The organism is Microbacterium lacus (assembly GCF_044794305.1).
Taxonomy (GTDB): Bacteria; Actinomycetota; Actinomycetes; order Actinomycetales; family Microbacteriaceae; genus Microbacterium; species Microbacterium lacus_B.
In genome coordinates, this window is sequence record NZ_CP084996.1 from 1,117,649 (window position 1) to 1,135,691 (window position 18,043).

Below are 18,043 nucleotides of genomic sequence, written 5' to 3' on the forward strand. Positions count from 1 at the left end.
GGTGTCAGATACGCGGCACCGCCGCGCGGGCGTCATCCGCGGACAACCCCGTCGCCATCAGTAGATCGACCACGAGCGGGCGCATTGCGGCGACGAGGTTGAGTTCGCCGAGCGGCGCGCCCGGCAGCAGCTTCTCAGGATCGAGGTGTGCCGCGACGGCGAGGAGAGTGGCGCGTGCCTGTGGCTCGAGCGTGATGTCGTCGAGCGAATCGGCGAGCGCGTCTGCTGCCCGGAAGACCTCCGCGAGGAGGTCGGCCGAGACGGGACGCGCACTGCGGTCGTCGCACAGGTACACCACGCGACGCGCAACGACGCGGAGGTTGCGGTAGGCCAGTTCTAGGGATGCTCGGATCCGCTCTTGGCGGGCGAGTTCGAATCGGCGCTTCCGCAGGAACGGCGAGATGCGCGCGATCGCTATGCCGGATTCGACCGACGAGCGCCAGTTGTCGATGAGGGGTTGGATTGCGCGTGCCTTCTCGAGCCCGCGTTCCGCCCGAATCCGATCTCCGCGCCGCAACGCCTGAACGAGCGCGGCCGATGCACTGCCCAATGCCGCGAACACGGCACGCGCGTCGCGCAACGCTGCACGGTGGGGATTGCGCGGGATGAGCGCCGTGACGAGCAGCGCGGCGATTCCCCCGATGACGCCGTCGAGCAACCGGACGAATGGCGTGGTCGCGGGGATGATCATGACGATGAGCGACTGGATGCCTGCGGCGATCGCAAAGCTGGCCTGCGCCGACAGGAAACGCGCGACCGTGAGCGTCAGCCCCAAGGCAAGCGCAAGCTGCCACCAGCCTGGGCCAGCGACGAGCAACAGCAACTCGGCGACCAGGATGCCGACCAGCATCCCGACGACCGTATCGAGCACACGACGCGGACGCGCGTCACGCACGAGGCCGAGACTCGACAGCGTCACCGTCGCCGCGAGCAGGGGTGCGGGATGCCCCAGCACAAACGCCGCGAAGACGTACGCGCCGGTCGCCGCCACCACGATCTGCACGATCGCGATCCCCGAATCCCGCACTCGCGTGAGTGCCGGCCGCGGGTCGAAACGGCGACGCCAACCGGTCGGGATCGCGCTCGTCGGCGTCAGATCACTCACGCGCTACCCAAGGCCCTCAGACGGGCGGCGTGGCGGCTTTGCGCCGCGAGAGCCGGGTCAGCCGCGGCACGTTCGCGGTAGCACCGGCCTCGGGAGGCACGATGACTTCTTGAGCGGCGGCGATTTCGCCATCGGGCGTCTCGACAACGAGGTCCGCGTCGATCGGGGTCGACCGGCGCACGACGGCGAGCGCGATGGGTCCCTCTTCGTAGTGCAACGCTGACGAAGTCACCGCTCCGACGACATCATCGCCGATGCGGACCTCAGCACCCGGCTCGGGAAGCACGCTGGCGCTCCCGTCGAGCTGGAGTGAGACGATGCGACGCGGCGGGTGCCCGAGGTTGTGCACCTTCGCGACTGTCTCTTGCCCGCGGTAGCACCCCTTGCTCAAGTGCACCGAGGTGCGCAGCCAGTCCAGTTCGTGGGGAAGGGTGCGCTCATCCGCGTCGCTACGGCGCGGCCGCCATGCAGCGATGCGCAGAGCATCGGCCGCGACCACACCGGCCAGGGTGACCTCACCCGCCGCGGCCGCGCGCGAGAGCCGAGCCTCTTCGGCAGGCGTGACGAGCGCCTCGGCCCATGCACGGCCAGCACCCGGGTGAGGATCGACCGCGCTGTACGCCCACCCGCCAACAGCGACCGCGGGCCACGGGTCGTTCCAGACCAGCGGCACACCGTTCGGTGCGTCAGCGGTGACGACAGCGAGCGCTGCCGGTGCCCCGCCGACGACACGCAGCTCGTCGGAGGCATCGCGCGGGTCGACGCGCAGACGGAACCGCATGCGACGCAGCCACTCCAGCAGCGGAGCCGCGTCTTCGCGATCCACGATCAGCCACGTCGTCGCTCCGTCGTCGAGGACGGCGGCGGCGTGCTGAAGTCGTCCCTGCGGGTCGAGCAGGAGCAACTCGGTGCTCTCGCCGGGCTTCAGTTGGGTCAGCGCCTGCGAAGTGAGCGAATCGAGCCACGACAGACGGTCTTCGCCCGGCACGGCCAGCACGGCCCGATCGCCGAGGGGAACGATTGCCGATCCCTGTGCCAGGGCACGCTGTTCGCCTAAGGGATTACCGAGGTGCTGAAGCATCCCGCCCGAAACGACTGCACCGGGGACGGCAGAGAATGTGTGATCGGTGTTGTCGGGTTCCATCACGACACCCGTGCGAGGCGCGCCGACGCGTGGGAGGCGAGTTCGCTCCCGAGGGCGGCGATATCCCACGCCCAGAGGAGGTGTCCGTCTACCAATCCGTACATGCGGGATGCTGCGGCGTAGTGCTTCGCGCCCGCCGGACGCAGCACGGCATCGGTGGCGATGTCGATCCGCGGGCCCTTGATCTGACCGAGGTACAGCTCGCTCACCCCGTCGGCGTGGACGATCGAAGCTTCGATTTCGAACCCGCCGTCGGCGTTGCGCAGAAGCTCCACGTCATCCGCCGTGCGCGCCTCGGCCGCGGCGGACGCCGGAAGAAGGCCCGGGCCCGCGTCGGAGTCGGACGCCGGTCGAGAAAGCCGCCAATATCCGACCTCTGAAACGAGGGGCGTGCGCTCGTCGCCGTCGCCGTGCATCCATGCTGCCGCCGAGTAGTTGAGCACCGCACCGTCATCGTGGCTGAAGGTCACGCGGTGGGTGAACTCACCGTCGAAACGGGTTCCGTCGACCTCGTACGCAATGACCCCGGTGCCTTCCCAGACCCCGACGAGCCACGAAAGGGGCGCGAGGTCAGCCGGAAGATCTGTAGGCAGGTCGAACACGACGCGCCTCAGCGCTGGCCGCGGTACAGGTTCTTCAAGACCACGCCCGAGACGAAGAAGATCGCGAGCGACGCAAGCCCGAGGAGCCCGACGAAGAAGAGTTCCAGCGCGAAGAGATCCATGCGGTCAGTCTAGCCGGGAACGATCGTCGCGAGTCCGAAGCCGAGGCTGATCATCCCCATTGCCAGCATCGCGCCCAGGGTGCTGGCGCCCACGCGCTGCGTGAAACCCTGTGATCGGCCGTACCAGAGCTGCACACCGAACGCCAGGATGAGGCACAGACCCAGACCGGCGATCAGCCACACCGCACGCCACTCCGGGCCGACGAAGACTCCGACCGCCGCGGCGATCAGCGCCGCGACAACCCACACTGCGACGATTCCGCCGATCGTTCGGCGCGGAGCGAGTTCGGGGGCGACCATGCGTCTATTCTCACGCATCCGACCGAACATGCACAGTGGACCGCAGAAGCGAGTCAAGCGCCTGCCCTACACTTGGGGACACGGCGCGTCCACATTGCGCCGGAGGGACGGCGTTCTTGGCACAGCTTCTGGTTTTGAGCTCCACTCACGGGGGCGGCCCTGTCTTGCCGTCGCTCGAGTTGCTCAGCCATCGCGTGCGCCAGATTCCGGCTGAACCCGCCTCGCTCGTGAATGCTCCGAGCGCGGACGTGATCTTCGTCGATGCACGTGTTGACCTGGTCGGCGCGAAATCCCTGTGCAAAATCCTCAACACCACAGGATTGGACGCTCCACTCGTCCTGGTGGTCACCGAGGGCGGATTGACGGCCGTGTCGATGGACTGGGGCGTGGACGACGTCATTCTCGTCACTGCCGGCCCCGCCGAAGTCGACGCCCGCGTACGCCTTGCCATCGGGCGAATGTCCAAAGAGCAGGTCTCGACACGCATTCAAACTTCGGGCATCTCGATCGACGAGTCCTCCTACTCGGCGAAGGTGCACGGCAAGCCGCTCGACCTCACCTACAAGGAGTTCCAGCTCCTGCACTTCTTCGCTACGCACCCGTCCCGGGTGTTCACGCGCGAGCAGTTGCTGTCAGAGGTCTGGGGCTACGACTACTTCGGCGGGACGCGCACCGTCGACGTGCACGTGCGACGTCTGCGCGCCAAGCTCGGCGATCTCGAACAGCTCATCGGCACCGTGCGCAATGTCGGCTATCGCTTCAACGTCTACGAAGACGATCAGCTGCCGACCGCCAGCACGCGCTCCTAGCGCGTACTGCACCACTTCTCGTTCACACGCACGTCACTTCACCCTGCAATGATGAGGGGATGATCGAACACGATGTGCTCGACGCCGGGCTCGGCGATGCAGATGACGATGACTTCGACCTGTCTGAGGCGTTCGACTCTCAGCTCCCAGACAACCGCTATCTCGACCGCGAACTGAGCTGGCTCGCGTTCAACCAGCGCGTACTCGAGCTCGCCGAAGATCCCGACCTCCCCGTGCTCGAGAGAGCGAACTTCTTGGCGATCTTCGCCAGCAACCTCGACGAGTTCTTCATGGTTCGCGTCGCAGGACTCAAGCGACGTATCCTCACCGGTCTCGCCATTCCGACCAACGTGGGGCGCTCCCCCGCCGATGTGCTGGGCGACATCTCGGCCGACGCACACGCTCTACAGCTGCGCCACGCCGATCTGTGGACGTCGCAGGTGCAGCCGTCCCTGGCCGAGGCCGGGATCGAGATCGTCTCGTACGACGATCTGAGCGACGACGAGCGCGAAAAGCTCTACGACTACTTCCAAGCGCAGGTCTTCCCCGTCCTCATGCCGCTCGCCGTTGATCCGGCACACCCCTTCCCGTACATCTCCGGCCTGTCGCTCAACCTTGCGATCCGCATCCGCAATGCACGCACCGGCCGTCAGGAGTTCGCGCGCCTCAAGGTTCCCCCGATGCTCCCGCGCTTCGTCGAGGTTGCACACGACGGCAAGACGCAGCGCTTCATCCCGCTCGAGTCCCTGATCGCGAGCCACCTCGAGGACCTCTTCCCGGGCATGGAGATCCTCGATCACCACGCCTTCCGCCTCACCCGCAACGAAGACGTCGTCATCGAAGAAGACGAGACCGAGAACCTCATCCAGGCGCTCGAGGCCGAGCTTCTGCGTCGCCGGTTCGGGCCGCCCATCCGCCTCGAAGTCGGCGACGACATGGACGACCTCACGCTCAACCTGCTCATCAACGAGCTCGACATCACGGCGCAAGAGGTCTACCGCCTGCCCGGGCCGCTCGACCTGCGCGGCCTGTTCGATCTCGGTCGCATCGACCGCCCCGAACTTCGGTATCCGCCGCACCTCCCCCGCACTGCTGTGGCCTTCCAGCCCGCAGAGCAAAACGGGCGCGCCGATCTCTTCCGCGCGATCCGCAAGGGCGATGTGCTGGTCCACCACCCCTACGAGTCGTTCGCGACGAGTGTGCAGGCGTTCCTCGAGCAAGCGGCGAAAGACCCGCACGTCCTCGCCATCAAGCAAACGCTGTACCGCACGTCGGGCGACTCCCCCATCGTGCAAGCCCTCATCGATGCGGCCGAGTCGGGCAAGCAGGTGCTCGCCCTCGTCGAGGTGAAGGCACGGTTCGACGAAGCCGCCAACATCGTGTGGGCACGCAAGCTCGAAAAGGCGGGCGTCCACGTCGTCTACGGTCTCGTCGGCCTGAAAACCCACTGCAAGCTCGCGCTCGTCATCCGTCAGGAAGACGGCGTGCTGCGCCACTACAGTCACGTCGGTACGGGCAACTACAACCCCAAGACGAGCCGCATCTACGAAGACTTCGGGCTCTTCACCACCGACGACCAGGTCGGCCGAGACCTCACCCGCCTCTTCAACGAACTTTCGGGCTACGCGATCGAGAAGAAGTTCAAGCGTCTCCTCGTCGCTCCCCTGCACCTGCGCAAGGGGCTCCTTCGCCACATCGAGAAAGAGCGACTCAACGCGCTCGCAGGCAAGAAGTCCGGCATCCGCATCAAGGTCAACTCCATGGTCGATGAGCAGATCATCGACGCGCTCTACCGGGCGAGTGGGGCCGGCGTGCCGGTCGCGGTCTGGGTGCGAGGCATCTGTTCACTCAAGCCCGGAGTCCCCGGAATGAGCGAGAACATCACGGTACGCAGCATCCTGGGCCGCTATCTCGAGCACTCGCGCATCTTCGCCTTCGAGAACGACGGCGACCCGCAGGTATACATCGGCAGCGCCGACATGATGCACCGAAACCTCGACCGCCGCGTTGAGGCGCTGGTACGTGTCGTGGAACCGACGCACGTGAAAGAGCTCACCGACCTGTTCGAGCAAGGCATGGCAGACACGACGAGTTCGTGGCATCTCGGGCCCGACGGAGTGTGGACGCGGCGCAACCTCGCCGACGACGGCACACACCTGCTCGATCTGCAGGATGCGACCATGGCCAAGGTGCAGAAGCGCCGTCGCGGCCGGGCGGTGCGATGACCGAGACCGCCGTCTACGCGGCGGGTGGCGTTGTCTGGCGCATCGTCGGCGACAAGATCATGGTGCTGCTGATCCATCGGACGCAGTATCGGGACGTGACATTGCCCAAGGGCAAGGTCGACCCGGGTGAGATGCTCGCCGAGACGGCTGCCCGGGAGATCTTCGAAGAGACCGGCGTGCGTGTCGCGCTCGGAGTCCCTGTCGGGGTCTCGCACTACCAAATGCCCAACAAGCGCACGAAGATCGTGCACTATTGGTCCGCCGAGGCCACCGACGCCGCGATTCGCTCATCGGCGTTCATCCCCAACCGCGAAATTGCGGCGATCGAGTGGGTAACGCTCAAGAAGGCCCTGAAGCAACTGAGTTATCCGGTCGATGTCGAGATCCTCGAGAACTTCGCGCGTTTGGTCGATGAGGGCGTGCTGCGCACGTTCCCGATCATCGCGCTGCGGCATGCCAAGGCGGCTGCGCGTGAAGACTGGGACGGCGCCGATCTTGCGCGCCCGCTCACGTCTCGGGGCCGCAAGCAGGCGAATGCGATCGTCGGGCCTCTTCTGGCGTTCGGCGCGTCGGCGCTGATCTCGAGCCCCGCGACGCGGTGCACGAAGACCCTCAAGCCTCTTTCTCTCGCGCTCGGCAAGCGCATCGAGAAGACAGAACTCATCAGTCAGGATGCCTGGGACGAGGGCAAATCGGATCCGCGACGGATCATCGGCCAGCGGGTGCGAGCGCGTACCCCGGCGATCCTGTGCAGCCACGGACCAGTGCTGCCCGGGATCCTCGCCGAACTGGCATTGGCCACCGGCACGATGCGCGGTTCATATCTCGGCAGTGCGTCCGCACTTGCACCGGGCGCGTTCTCTGTCGTGCACCTTTCCGCCGCGAATCCCGGCTCGGGCATCGTCGCGATCGAGACCCATCTGCCGAAGGTCTGACGCGAGCTTTCGCGAGGCCGATCCGCTCCGGATCACCTCGCCCCGTTCACCTTCCGTTTACCATCCCAGCGCACTCTCTTAAGACTCCGCGCCTACGTTTCACAACGAGCCCTGCACCGGGCTCCTACCCGAAGCCCTCGTGGCCTCATTTCCCTGACACGTGAAGGATTCACACAGTGAAGATCTCTCGCATCGCCCAGCTGGGCGCTGTTGCTGCAATCGCGGCACTTACTCTCGCCGGTTGCGCCTCCAACGAAGACACCGGAGGAACCCCCTCGGGCGACTCCTCCGAAGAGATGGTCACCCTGGCTGGCGAGCTCGCCGGCGCTGGTTCGTCGGCGCAGGACGTTGGCGTGCAGGCCTGGGCTGCTGGCTTCCAGATGGCCAACCCCGACGCCACCATCACCTACGACCCGTCCGGTTCTGGCGCAGGCCGCGAGTCCTTCCAGGCTGGCGCCGTCGGCTTCGCGGGCTCTGACCGCGCGTTCACGACCGACGAAATCACCGAGGGCCCCTTCAGCGCGTGCGTCGAAGGCACCGGCATCATCCAGATGCCTTCCTACATCTCGCCGATCGCCGTGATCTTCAAGCTCGATGGCATCGAGACGCTGAACATGGACCCCGACACCGTCGCAGGCGTGTTCGCCGGCACGATCACCAACTGGAACGACCCGGCCATCGCCGCGACGAACGAAGGTGTCACGCTCCCCGATCTCGTCATCACGCCGGTCCACCGCGCGGACGACTCGGGAACGACTGAGAACTTCACCGACTACCTCTTCCAGGCCGCACCCGACGTGTGGACCTGGGAGCCCGACGGTGTCTGGCCGGCAACCCCCGTCGCCGGCGAGGCTGCTCCGCAGACCTCTGGTGTCGTTGCCGCTGTCGAGGGTGGCACCGGAACGATCGGCTACGCCGACGCTTCGCGCGCCGAAGGCTTCGGCCAGGTCGCGGTGCAGATCGGTGACGAGTTCGTCGCGTTCTCGCCCGAGGCTGCTGCTGCCATCGTCGACGCTTCGCCCGTCGAAGAGGGCCGCACCGCCGGTGACCTCGCGATCGCTCTTGACCGCACGCCCGACTCCGCTGCGTACCCGATCGTCCTCGTCAGCTACATGCTGGCGTGCGAGGAGTACGCGGACGCGTCGATCGCGCCGCTGGTAAAGGGCTTCCTCGAGTACGTCATCAGCCCTGAGGGCCAGGACGAGTCGGCCGCTGCCGCCGGTAGCGCACCGATCTCGGACACCCAGCGCGACGCCATGCAGGGCGCGCTGGACCTGATCGTCACGCCGTAACACCTTGGGTGCCCGGTCCGGCCTTGGCCGGACCGGGCATTCCCACGAAGTCTTCTGAGCCACCCGACCAGAGAAATCAGGACCCATGACGACGACCATCGCTCCGGCAGTCACGCCGAAGCCGAAGCCCAAGGAACGCCCAGGCGACCGTTGGTTCTCGGGCACCGCTCTGGCTGCCGGCGCCATGATCCTGGTGACTCTCGCCGCTGTCGCGATCTTCCTCATCATTCAGTCGATTCCTGGCATCAGCGCAACCAACGAGACCGCGTCGATCCTTCGGACGGACTTCTGGGATTACGTCTGGCCGCTCGCGTTCGGCACAGTCTGGGCCGCGTCCCTCGCCCTCTTGATGGCGGTGCCGCTTTCGGTCGCCGTCGCGCTGTTCATCTCGCACTACGCCCCGCGTCGCCTCGCACAGAGTCTGGGCTACGTCGTCGACCTTCTTGCCGCAGTCCCGTCCGTCGTTTTCGGTCTTTGGGGCATCCTGGTCCTCGCCCCCGCCGTGCAGCCGGTATATGCCTGGCTCAACGAAAACATGGGCTGGTTCCCACTCTTCGCCGGCACCGTCTCGGGCACGGGACGCACGATCTTCACTGCGGCCATCGTGCTCGCAGTGATGGTCATGCCGATCATTACGGCGATCTGCCGTGAGATCTTCCTCCAGACTCCCGTCCTGCACGAAGAAGCAGCCCTTGCCCTCGGCGCGACGCGGTGGGAGATGATCAAGATGGCCGTGTTCCCCTTCGGGCGAAGCGGCATCGTCTCGGCGTCGATGCTGGGCCTCGGTCGCGCTCTCGGGGAGACGATGGCCGTAGCCATGGTGCTTTCTGTGGCCAACGTCATCAGCTTCCGGCTCTTCACCGCCGAGAACCCGGGGACGATCCCCGCAAACATCGCACTGACTTTCCCCGAGGCGTACGGCCTGAACATCAACGTCCTCATCGCTACGGGACTCATCCTCTTCATCGTGACCTTCGCCGTGAACGCCATCGCGCGTTACCTCGTCGATCGTCGCAAGGAATTCTCGGGGGCCAACTGACATGACCATTGCGACCGCTCCCGCCCAGACACCTCCCACTCCATCGGCCGACACGAGTCGCCTGACCAGCGGCCACCTCCCTAAATGGGGGTCCTGGGCCATCCTCGGTCTGAGCACTGTTGTCTCGGGCCTCCTGTTCGCCGTGTTCTCGGTCGCCGGCGGCACAGAGTTCAGCATCGCCGGTTGGGCCGTCGTCTCGGTGCTCGCCTATCTCGTGCTTATCACCGTCATCTCGAGCCTGGTCGAAGGACGGCGCAAGGGCGTCGACCGCCTCGTGGTCGGTATCGTTTCGGCGGCCTTCGCCCTGGCGATGGTGCCGCTCATCTCGGTCGCCTGGACAGTCGTCACCAACGGCGTCGCCGGCATCTCGGCCGAGTTCTTCACCTCGTCGATGCGCAACGTCGTCGGCGAGGGCGGTGGCGCTCTCCACGCCATTGTCGGCACACTGCTCATCACCCTCGCTGCGGCGGTCGTCTCCATCCCGATCGGACTGTTCACCGCGATCTACCTGATCGAGTACGGCCAGGACCGCCGACTCGCGCAGGGCATCCGGTTCCTCGTCGACGTCATGACCGGCATCCCCTCGATCGTGGCCGGTCTGTTCGCCTTCGCACTTTTCGCGCTCTTCTTCGGCCCCGGCATCCGCATGGGCATCATGGGCTCGGTCGCCCTCGCAGTACTCATGATCCCGGTTGTCGTTCGCTCCAGTGAAGAGATGCTGCGGCTCGTTCCCAACGAGCTGCGAGAAGCCGCGTACGCTCTCGGTGTTCCGAAGTGGCTCACCATCGTCAAGGTGGTTCTGCCCACCTCGATCGCCGGTATCACCACGGGAATCATGCTGTCGATCTCCCGCGTCATCGGCGAGACCGCTCCCCTGCTGCTGACGGCGGGTATCACCGCGTCGATGAACTACGACCTGTTCAACGGGCGCATGGCGACTCTGCCGGTGTTCGCGTACACGCAGTTCATGAACCAGGGCATTCCTGCCCAGGCCTACATCGATCGCGCCTGGGCGGCCGCACTGACACTCATCGTCATCGTCATGGCGTTGAACCTCCTCGCGCGACTGATTGCGAAGATCTTCTCCCCCAAGCTCGGCCGCTGAACAGCGTCCGCAACCACTTACTCTCTCCCGAACGGAAATTAGAGGAATCGTGTCTAAGAGCATCGAAGTCAACGACCTGAACGTCTACTACAGCGATTTTCTCGCTGTAGAAGGCGTCTCGCTCGACATCGAACCGCGCAGTGTCACCGCGTTCATCGGCCCCTCGGGCTGTGGCAAGTCGACCTTCCTGCGCACGCTGAACCGTATGCACGAGGTCATCCCGGGCGCGCGCGTCGAAGGAAGCGTCCTGCTCGATGGCGACGACCTGTACGGTGCGAACGTCGACCCTGTGCTCGTTCGCCGTCAGGTGGGCATGGTCTTCCAGCGCCCCAACCCGTTCCCGACGATGTCGATCAAAGAGAACGTGCTCGCGGGCGTCAAGCTCAACAACAAGCGCATCTCGAAGTCTGACGCTGAGGCACTCGTCGAGAAGTCGCTCCAGGGTGCGAACCTGTGGAACGAGGTCAAGGACCGCCTCGACAAGCCCGGCTCGGGTCTGTCGGGTGGGCAGCAGCAGCGTCTCTGCATCGCCCGCGCGATCGCTGTCTCGCCCGAGGTGATCCTCATGGACGAGCCGTGCTCGGCCCTGGACCCGATCTCGACCTACGCGATCGAAGAGCTCATCGGTGAACTGAAGAACGAGTACACCGTGGTCATCGTGACGCACAACATGCAGCAGGCCTCGCGCGTGTCTGACAAGACGGCGTTCTTCAACATCGCCGGCACCGGCAAGCCCGGCAAGCTGATCGAGTACGACAACACCCGCACGATCTTCACCACTCCGACCGTGCAGGCCACCGAAGACTACGTGTCCGGCCGCTTCGGGTAACTCGCTCTCGGCCTGACCGCGCGTAACTGCGGGGATCCGCCGCAACACGCCGGGTTGAGGCATCCCCTCCCGGCGTGTCGTGGCGGATCCCCGCGGTTGCGCCCGACCTCTCCTCCCCACTTCGCGCGGGCAGGATTCTGTTCACGGATGCCTCGACCTGGCCACGTTGACGTCGTCACGAGTCTGAATCTGAGGGGATGTGCACCTCGACAGATTGCATCCTCACCGCCGCCCAATTGCGCGACGCTGGTCGTTCCCGGCGTTGGATCGAGGCTCGTGTGGTTTCAGGGTCCGTGCTACGGCTTCGGCGTGGCGTGTACGCCACGTCCGCAGCATGCGCGCCGGTGCGAGCAGCTGCGGCCCACGGCGGATCGATGGGTTGCGTCACGGCCGCACGACACCACGGGCTCTGGGTGCTAGACGACAGCGATCACGTGCACGTGTGGATGCGGGGCGACGCTCATCGCTACTCTCATAACCACTCGAATCGGATCGCGACGCCCGTCGGCTCCGGAAAGCCCGACTGCGGCTGCGTAGAACACTGGGACAAACCCGGCGACGCAGAGCATGCCCACGCGCCGTCCGTGGCGCGGATTCTTCGCCAGATCTTGACGTGCCAGGGAGTCGAGGCGTTCTTCGTCACGCTGGAGTCCGCTCTGCGTCTGCACAAGCTGGGTTCCGGTCAGTTGCGATGGCTTCGTACACGGGTCGGAAAGGTCGGACGCGCGGCAATCGACCTGGCGAGGACGGACGCGGACAGCGGTCTGGAATCCCTCCTGCGCTGGCGCTTGCGCGCATACGACGTGGAAGTTCGGACACAGGTCAGCGTGGTCGGGGTAGGGAGAGTCGACCTCCTCATCGGCGATCGCCTCCTCGTGGAGGCTGATGGCCGCGTGAACCACGACGGCGACTCCCATCGCCATAAGGACCTCGTACGGGATGCCGTCGCGGCGCAGTGGGGGTACATCACCCTGCGCTTCGACTACTCGATGATCGTTCACGACTGGGAACTCGTCGAACAGGCGATCCTGACCCAAGTTGCGCTGGGCAACCACCTCGTGCGCACCAAGGTCGGCGCGTAACTGCGGGGATCCGCCGCAACACGCCGGGTTGAGGCATCCCCTCCCGGCGTGTCGTGGCGGATCCCCGCGGTTGTGCGCGTCAGCGGGGCGAGAGCAGATAGCGATTGAAGGATGCTGTCAGCTCGGCGTCGACCGGCAGTTCGGTGTCGTCGATCATCGTGATCGGCGCCGCCAGCCGCACGCTCGAGACGAGCCAGGCGGCATCGGCGCGGTACAGCGCGGCGACGGAAACCTCTTCGTAGGCCATCTGGTAGCCCTCGGCACGGAGATGGTCAAAGAGGCTGATCTGAGTGGTGCCGTGGAGGATCCCGCCGCTCGGAGCTGGAGTAATGAAGCGGTCACCGGCCCGGAGAATCAACGACGCTGTCGGCGCCTCCAGCACAACGTCGTCAGTTGTGATGAAGATGGCGTCGTCGGCCCCGCGCCGGCGCGCCTCGCGCAGGGCGGCCATGTTCACCGCGTACGAGAGGGTCTTCGCTCCGAGGAGCAGCCAGGGGGCTCGTGCGGGCACACCGCTGTCATAGCCGCGGTCGAGAGTGACGACCCGAACGCCCGCGCTCCGAACGCCCGAGAAGTCGGTGGCATCAGAGGCGGTGATCCACGCCGTCGGTGACGGCCCGTGCTCGACACCGCGACTGAGGATCAGCTTGATGACCGCCTCCCCGACCGGCGGGCAGTGCTCAGCCGCGCGCGCGACCGCCTGCTGCCACTGGGCTCGGTTCGGCGCGGGGAGGTCGCAGATGCCGGCCGAGTGAGCGAGACGGTCCAGGTGGAGGATCACATCCTGGGCGTGCTGGTCGATGACTCCGATCGACTCGAAGATGCCGTCGCCGCGTTGCGCGCTGAGATCGGCAATGTTCAGCGCGGACGCCGACGGGTCGATCGTCGCGAAGGTTCCCTCGAAGTCGGTGCGAGCGTCGTCGCGCGCGGCGAAGTCCATCACGAGGGCAAATCTGAGAGTCATGAATCCGAGCCTAGGGAATGCCGACGCGGGGCGCTCGGTTACACTGGAACAGCCGGGCCGCAGTAACCCCGGGCTCCATCTTCTGCCGCTCAGAGCGGCTCCGCGCCGAGAGGCGTTCTGCGGCCCGGCACTCTCCTTCCAAAGGCTCAGGACGCCTCTCCCGGCGGAGCCGGCAACAGCACCGAGGCGTTCTGCGGCCCGGCACTCTTCCTTCCCAGGCTCAGAACGCCTCTCCCGGCGGAGCCGGCAACAGCACCGAGGCGTTCTGCGGCCCGGGACCAACTTTTCAGCTCAGCTCAGCGCGTCACGACGCCAGAGCGCCGCGCACGCCGCCAGGTCGGTCGCGTACGTCGCGAGACGCAGAGCGCGCGTCGTGAGCGTCGACGCCCGTTCGGGCTCGGTGGGCTCGTAGTCGTCCGCGAGGTGCGTGGCGCCGGATGCCTCAACCCGGCAGAATGCCGCCGCTCGATCGAGGGCAACCGCGAAGTCTCCTTCGAAGAGGCCGCGCAGGATCGTGTCGATGAGCGCGACGAGTTCTTCGGGGCCAGCGGGGACAGGGGCGCCCGCGATGACAGGGTCCGCAGAATCCAGAGCAATGCGTCCGCGCTCGTAGAGCAGCGCGGCCGTCTGCGGATCGTCGTGGATCATGCGCTGTAGCAGGTACAGCCTCCACAGCGCACCCGGGAGTGAAGCCGCGGGTGACCTCGACCACAGTTCGGCGATGTCATCGAGCCCGTGCTCATCGGTGAAGGCCACGAGCCGGTCGACGACCTCCCCGGTCGTGTCGTGGCGAGCCCGTGCGAGAAGGGCATACGCGGTGGAGTGCGCGACACGCAACACTTCGCCCGGATCCTCGCCCGCATAGAACCGATCGAAGACCTCGGCGGGCCTGCGCACGGGCTTGTGGAAGTCCCTCTGTCCGTCAGTCACCCATCCACGCTACCCGCGCCTGCGAGGGCGCGGGTCTCACGCAGTGGGGATGACGACGATCGGCTCTGTGGTGGGAGCCCCGGTCGTCGAGCCACCGGCTTGCTCGACGGTGACGGCGATCGTGTCGCCACGCTCGAACGCGCCGTCCAGAAGTTCGGTCGTCGAGCCAGCCGTACCCGCGGCGAAGGTCCCGCCCGAGACAGCGGTGCCGTCATCTCGCACGAACCACATCTCGAAGGTCTCCTCAGATGTGACCTCGGGCAAGCCGTTGCTGACGAGCACGACCTTTCCGAGCGACTCAGACCAGTGCGCGGTAGCGGTGCCACCGTCGGTGACGTCGACCGTCGCCGACTGGCCATCGGGCGCGTCTTCGATCTGATCGAGCGCGATGACAGCATCCGACCGATTCAGCATTTCGTTCAGGCTGACGGCGCCGACCCCGATACCGACGAGAAGGACGAGGGATGCTGCGAGCCCGAAGAGTCCGCGCGTCCAGTTGCGCCGCGAAACGGCCTGAATGGTCGTCGTCGTCGGGGATGGGTCACGATAGGGCTCAGGTTCCGGCTCGACCAGTTCAGCCGGCTGAGACTCTGTCAGCGCGGCCTCGCCCTGGGGCGCGGTGGCGATCTTCGACAGCAGCGTCGAACGCAAAGTCAGCGGCGGCGCGATGGAGGGTGTGGTCTCTGCGAGAGCGGCGACGGTCGCAGCATCCGTCGACACCACATCAGACCACTCCGGGTGCTCTGCCAGCGCCATCTCGAACGTGGCAAGGTCTTCGGGCGACAACGCGTTCAGTGCGTAGCCGGCCGAGAGTTCGGCGAACTCCTCTTTGTTCACGATGTCACCCCCATTTCAGTCCGGAGGCGAGACAGCCCGTCTCGCATTCTCGTCTTGATTGTCCCCAGCGGCGCCCCCACGAGTGCCGCAATCTCGCTCTGACTGTAACCGCCGTAGTACGCGAGCGTCAGAGCCTCACGCTGCGCCTCAGGAAGAGTAGCCAAAGCGGTCGTGACCTTCTCTCCCTCGATCCGCAGTTCAACTTGTTCCGCGACGCCGTCATGAGCGACGTCGAGGTCGCGAAAACCGATTCGCACGTCACGATCGGCACTCGACTGCGCCGACCGAACCCGGTCGACCGCCCGTCGATGTGCGATCGTGAGAACCCACGATCTTCCTTGACCTCTGTTCGGAGCGAACCGCTCGGCGGATTGCCACACTTCCAGGAAGACTTCTTGGAGTACTTCTTCGCTCTGTGATCTGTCGACCAGCACGCGCAGGATGAGTCCGAATGCTCGGGGCGAAAGCATGTCGTAGAGCCTCGCAAAAGCTCCCTGGTCGCCCTGCGCCACACGCTGGATGAGCTCGCCGACATGATCAACGGGTGGGGCGCCGTCTTCGGGCACCTCCACGCCATCAATAACCATCCCCCCAGCATGCCTTACTACGCGCGCGTAGCCCGATTGGCGCAAAGGGTTGCGGGAAAGAAAAAGTTCTGCATCTCGCCAATCCGTTTCGGAGGCCACCCCGAACAGCCTGTGTACGCCGCTTCTGGCGCTGGCCTCCCTTACCGGGAAGTGTCCATACACAGCGAGTCCCCCGGGACTCAGACATTCGGAGGAAGTCATGCTTACCAACAAGAAGAAGATCTCGGCGGGCCTCGCCCTCGCTATCGCTGCCTCGTTCGCCCTGTCGGCATGTTCGATGGGTGCAGAAACCGCAGCTACTCCTTCGGAGGAGCCCTCGATGGCCGAGGAGACCACCGAGCCCACCGAAGAGGCCGAAGAGATGATGGACCCGGCCGCGAATCTCGTCGGCACCGGTTGCGCCGGATACGCCGAAGCAGTGCCCGATGGTGCGGGCTCGGTTGCCGGCATGGCTGTCGACCCGGTCGCAGTCGCCGCATCGAACAACCCGATCCTGACCACGCTCACGGCAGCGGTCAGCGGCGGCCTGAACCCCGACGTCAACCTCGTCGACACGCTGAACGGCAGCGAGTTCACTGTCTTCGCTCCGGTCGATGACGCCTTCGCGAAGATCGACGCGGCCACCATCGAGGTGCTCAAGACTGACAGCGCGCTTCTCTCGTCGATCCTGACGTACCACGTGGTTCCCGGCCAGATCCTGCCCGCCGACATCGCCGGCATGCAGACCACCGTCCAGGGCGGAACCGTTGAGGTCACCGGCGAGGGCGACAATCTGATGGTCAACGGCGCAGCCGTCATCTGCGGTGGCGTCCAGACGGCCAACGCCACGGTCTACCTGATCGACACGGTGCTGATGCCGTAATTCTGAGGGCTCGTTGTCTGGCCGAAACCAGGGGGGTCCCGGTCAGACTTCGGGGCAGTGAGGCTGTCGGTGCGTACGCGCACCGACAGCCTCACTGTTTGACGTCAATGAGCGGTGCCCAGGTCGAAGTAGGCTTGACCTAACGGGCCTCTAGCTCAGTCGGTAGAGCATCGGACTTTTAATCCGCGGGTCGTGGGTTCGAGCCCCACGGGGCCCACTCGCAAAAGAGGACGTCGCGTCAGCGGCGTCCTCTTTTGCGATTCGGCTCCCGTGCTGTCGGAGAACACGGACGGCACAGCTTCGAGCCCCACGGGGCCCTGCTGTCCTACTCTCGCGTCAGGTCGACCGAGTAGTGCACGAACCCCGTGTCGGTGGCGACCTTGTCGTAGAGCACCCGCGCGGCCGCGTTGTGCGATTGAGTCAGCCAGTACACCTGCGAGCATCCGGCCTCACCCGCCCACTCTGTGACGGTCGCGATCAGCGCACGGCCCACTCCGCCGCCGCGCACATCGGGAGCAACGAAGAGGTCCTCGAGGTAGCAGTACGGCCCCTCGGCCCAGGTGCTCGTGTGGGTGAGCCAGTGGACGAATCCGATCGCTCGGCCTGAGGCATCCCGAGCAATCGCGCCGTGCACCGGATAGTCGGGGTCGGTGAGTCGTTCGAAGGTGAGCGAGGTTTGTCTGTCGCTCAACTCTTCTTCGTAGAACACCAGGTACCCGCGCCAGAGCGGCAACCACTCGTCACGGTCGGACTCGGAAAGTGCGTGGATCTCGGTCATACGGCTGAGGGTAGCGCGCGCACCATCTCGAGTTCACGCCCGTTGGCGCCATCGGACGCCTCCCCCGTGAGAACGAACCCGAGCTTTCGGTAGGCAGCCTGAGCGCGCAGGTTGTCTTCGTGTACCTCGAGCGCCAGCTCACGACATCCCTGGCGCTCCGCCCAGGTCTGCGCCGCGGCGACGAGTTGGTTCAGGATGCTTCCGCCCCGGCTCTGCGGACGCACATACACCGCGACCAGGAGCGCGCGATCACCCTCTCGATGGAGGACCGTGACCGATCCGATCCAGACACTGTTCTCTTCGGCCACGAACTGAGCAGCCTGGTCACTGAGAGCGGCGGCGACCGTCCGGTCAACCCAGAACTCTTCGGGCTGCGCCTGTGCGGCTTCCAGCGTGTCGAGGAAGGCGATGTGGGCGACCGGGTCGCCGAGCGCCTCGAGCCTCAGCGCCTTGACGCGTGACGCATCCGTCGCGAACACACGACGCACCTCGAGTG

The 18,043-nt window shown here is 65.7% G+C and carries 19 protein-coding genes and 1 tRNA gene; 10 read left to right on the top strand and 10 right to left on the bottom strand.

Annotated features, from left to right (window positions below):
• Positions 1-4 precede the first annotated feature (4 nt).
• The 4 genes from LG299_RS05520 to LG299_RS05535 all read right to left on the bottom strand — a co-directional run bounded on the left by LG299_RS05520 (position 5) and on the right by LG299_RS05535 (position 3,273).
• Positions 5-1,105: an aromatic acid exporter family protein gene (locus LG299_RS05520; protein WP_404433973.1), complete on the bottom strand. Its 1,101-nt coding sequence runs from the start codon at positions 1,103-1,105 to the stop codon at positions 5-7.
• 16 nt (positions 1,106-1,121) lie between these two features.
• Positions 1,122-2,249 (bottom strand): YgfZ/GcvT domain-containing protein, encoded by a 1,128-nt coding sequence (locus LG299_RS05525; RefSeq protein WP_404433974.1) that lies wholly within the window; start codon positions 2,247-2,249, stop codon positions 1,122-1,124.
• Positions 2,249-2,851, bottom strand: a complete 603-nt coding sequence (locus LG299_RS05530; protein WP_404433976.1) for an FABP family protein — start codon at positions 2,849-2,851, stop codon at positions 2,249-2,251. The genes LG299_RS05525 and LG299_RS05530 overlap by 1 nt, the downstream gene beginning before the upstream one ends.
• 131 nt (positions 2,852-2,982) lie before the next feature.
• Positions 2,983-3,273, bottom strand: a complete 291-nt coding sequence (locus LG299_RS05535) for a hypothetical protein (RefSeq protein ID WP_404433977.1) — start codon at positions 3,271-3,273, stop codon at positions 2,983-2,985.
• Between the two features lie 116 nt (positions 3,274-3,389).
• On the opposite strand from LG299_RS05535, the gene LG299_RS05540 reads away from it, so the two are divergent.
• The 8 genes from LG299_RS05540 (at position 3,390) to LG299_RS05575 (ending at position 12,589) form a co-directional block, all read left to right on the top strand.
• Entirely contained in the window at positions 3,390-4,082 is a 693-nt protein-coding gene (locus tag LG299_RS05540) for a winged helix-turn-helix domain-containing protein (protein WP_404433978.1), read from the top strand.
• A 59-nt stretch (positions 4,083-4,141) separates the two neighbouring features.
• Entirely contained in the window at positions 4,142-6,307 is a 2,166-nt protein-coding gene (locus tag LG299_RS05545; RefSeq protein ID WP_404433979.1) for an RNA degradosome polyphosphate kinase, read from the top strand.
• On the top strand, positions 6,304-7,242 hold the full coding sequence (locus LG299_RS05550; RefSeq protein WP_404433980.1) for an NUDIX domain-containing protein: 939 nt from the start codon (positions 6,304-6,306) through the stop codon (positions 7,240-7,242). The genes LG299_RS05545 and LG299_RS05550 overlap by 4 nt, the downstream gene beginning before the upstream one ends.
• A 176-nt stretch (positions 7,243-7,418) precedes the next feature.
• On the top strand, positions 7,419-8,534 hold the full coding sequence (locus tag LG299_RS05555) for a phosphate ABC transporter substrate-binding protein PstS (RefSeq protein ID WP_404433982.1): 1,116 nt from the start codon (positions 7,419-7,421) through the stop codon (positions 8,532-8,534).
• Positions 8,535-8,619: 85 nt separating this feature from the next.
• Complete coding sequence (gene pstC, locus LG299_RS05560; protein WP_404433983.1) at positions 8,620-9,573, top strand: phosphate ABC transporter permease subunit PstC; 954 nt, start codon at positions 8,620-8,622, stop codon at positions 9,571-9,573.
• 1 nt (position 9,574) lies between these two features.
• Positions 9,575-10,678 (top strand): phosphate ABC transporter permease PstA, encoded by a 1,104-nt coding sequence (gene pstA, locus LG299_RS05565; RefSeq protein ID WP_404433984.1) that lies wholly within the window; start codon positions 9,575-9,577, stop codon positions 10,676-10,678.
• Positions 10,679-10,727: 49 nt separating this feature from the next.
• Positions 10,728-11,507 carry a phosphate ABC transporter ATP-binding protein PstB gene (gene pstB, locus LG299_RS05570; RefSeq protein ID WP_404433985.1) on the top strand — a complete coding sequence of 260 codons (780 nt, stop codon included), beginning with the start codon at positions 10,728-10,730 and terminating at the stop codon, positions 11,505-11,507.
• 584 nt (positions 11,508-12,091) lie between these two features.
• Positions 12,092-12,589 (top strand): endonuclease domain-containing protein, encoded by a 498-nt coding sequence (locus tag LG299_RS05575; RefSeq protein WP_404433987.1) that lies wholly within the window; start codon positions 12,092-12,094, stop codon positions 12,587-12,589.
• A 79-nt stretch (positions 12,590-12,668) separates the two neighbouring features.
• Here LG299_RS05575 and LG299_RS05580 read toward each other — a convergent pair whose 3' ends face one another.
• The 4 genes from LG299_RS05580 to sigK form a co-directional block, all read right to left on the bottom strand.
• The gene (locus LG299_RS05580; protein ID WP_404433988.1) at positions 12,669-13,553 is read right to left on the bottom strand and encodes an aminodeoxychorismate lyase; all 885 of its coding nucleotides are present in this window, start codon (positions 13,551-13,553) and stop codon (positions 12,669-12,671) included.
• Between the two features lie 291 nt (positions 13,554-13,844).
• Positions 13,845-14,483 (bottom strand): DNA-directed RNA polymerase subunit beta, encoded by a 639-nt coding sequence (locus tag LG299_RS05585; protein ID WP_404433989.1) that lies wholly within the window; start codon positions 14,481-14,483, stop codon positions 13,845-13,847.
• 36 nt (positions 14,484-14,519) lie between these two features.
• Positions 14,520-15,320: an anti-sigma factor domain-containing protein gene (locus tag LG299_RS05590; RefSeq protein ID WP_404433990.1), complete on the bottom strand. Its 801-nt coding sequence runs from the start codon at positions 15,318-15,320 to the stop codon at positions 14,520-14,522.
• Positions 15,317-15,907: an ECF RNA polymerase sigma factor SigK gene (gene sigK / locus LG299_RS05595; protein ID WP_404434814.1), complete on the bottom strand. Its 591-nt coding sequence runs from the start codon at positions 15,905-15,907 to the stop codon at positions 15,317-15,319. Before sigK ends, LG299_RS05590 begins: the two co-directional genes overlap by 4 nt.
• Positions 15,908-16,106: 199 nt before the next feature.
• On the opposite strand from sigK, the gene LG299_RS05600 reads away from it, so the two are divergent.
• Both LG299_RS05600 and LG299_RS05605 read left to right on the top strand, forming a co-directional pair.
• Positions 16,107-16,769: a fasciclin domain-containing protein gene (locus LG299_RS05600; RefSeq protein WP_404433992.1), complete on the top strand. Its 663-nt coding sequence runs from the start codon at positions 16,107-16,109 to the stop codon at positions 16,767-16,769.
• A 144-nt stretch (positions 16,770-16,913) separates the two neighbouring features.
• A tRNA-Lys gene (locus LG299_RS05605) sits at positions 16,914-16,986 on the top strand.
• A 108-nt stretch (positions 16,987-17,094) separates the two neighbouring features.
• Here the strand turns inward: LG299_RS05605 and LG299_RS05610 are convergent.
• Together LG299_RS05610 and LG299_RS05615 are read right to left on the bottom strand one after the other, a co-directional pair.
• Complete coding sequence (locus LG299_RS05610; RefSeq protein ID WP_404433993.1) at positions 17,095-17,547, bottom strand: GNAT family N-acetyltransferase; 453 nt, start codon at positions 17,545-17,547, stop codon at positions 17,095-17,097.
• Positions 17,544-18,026: a GNAT family N-acetyltransferase gene (locus LG299_RS05615; protein WP_404433994.1), complete on the bottom strand. Its 483-nt coding sequence runs from the start codon at positions 18,024-18,026 to the stop codon at positions 17,544-17,546. The genes LG299_RS05610 and LG299_RS05615 overlap by 4 nt, the downstream gene beginning before the upstream one ends.
• Between the last annotated feature and the right edge of the window lie 17 nt (positions 18,027-18,043).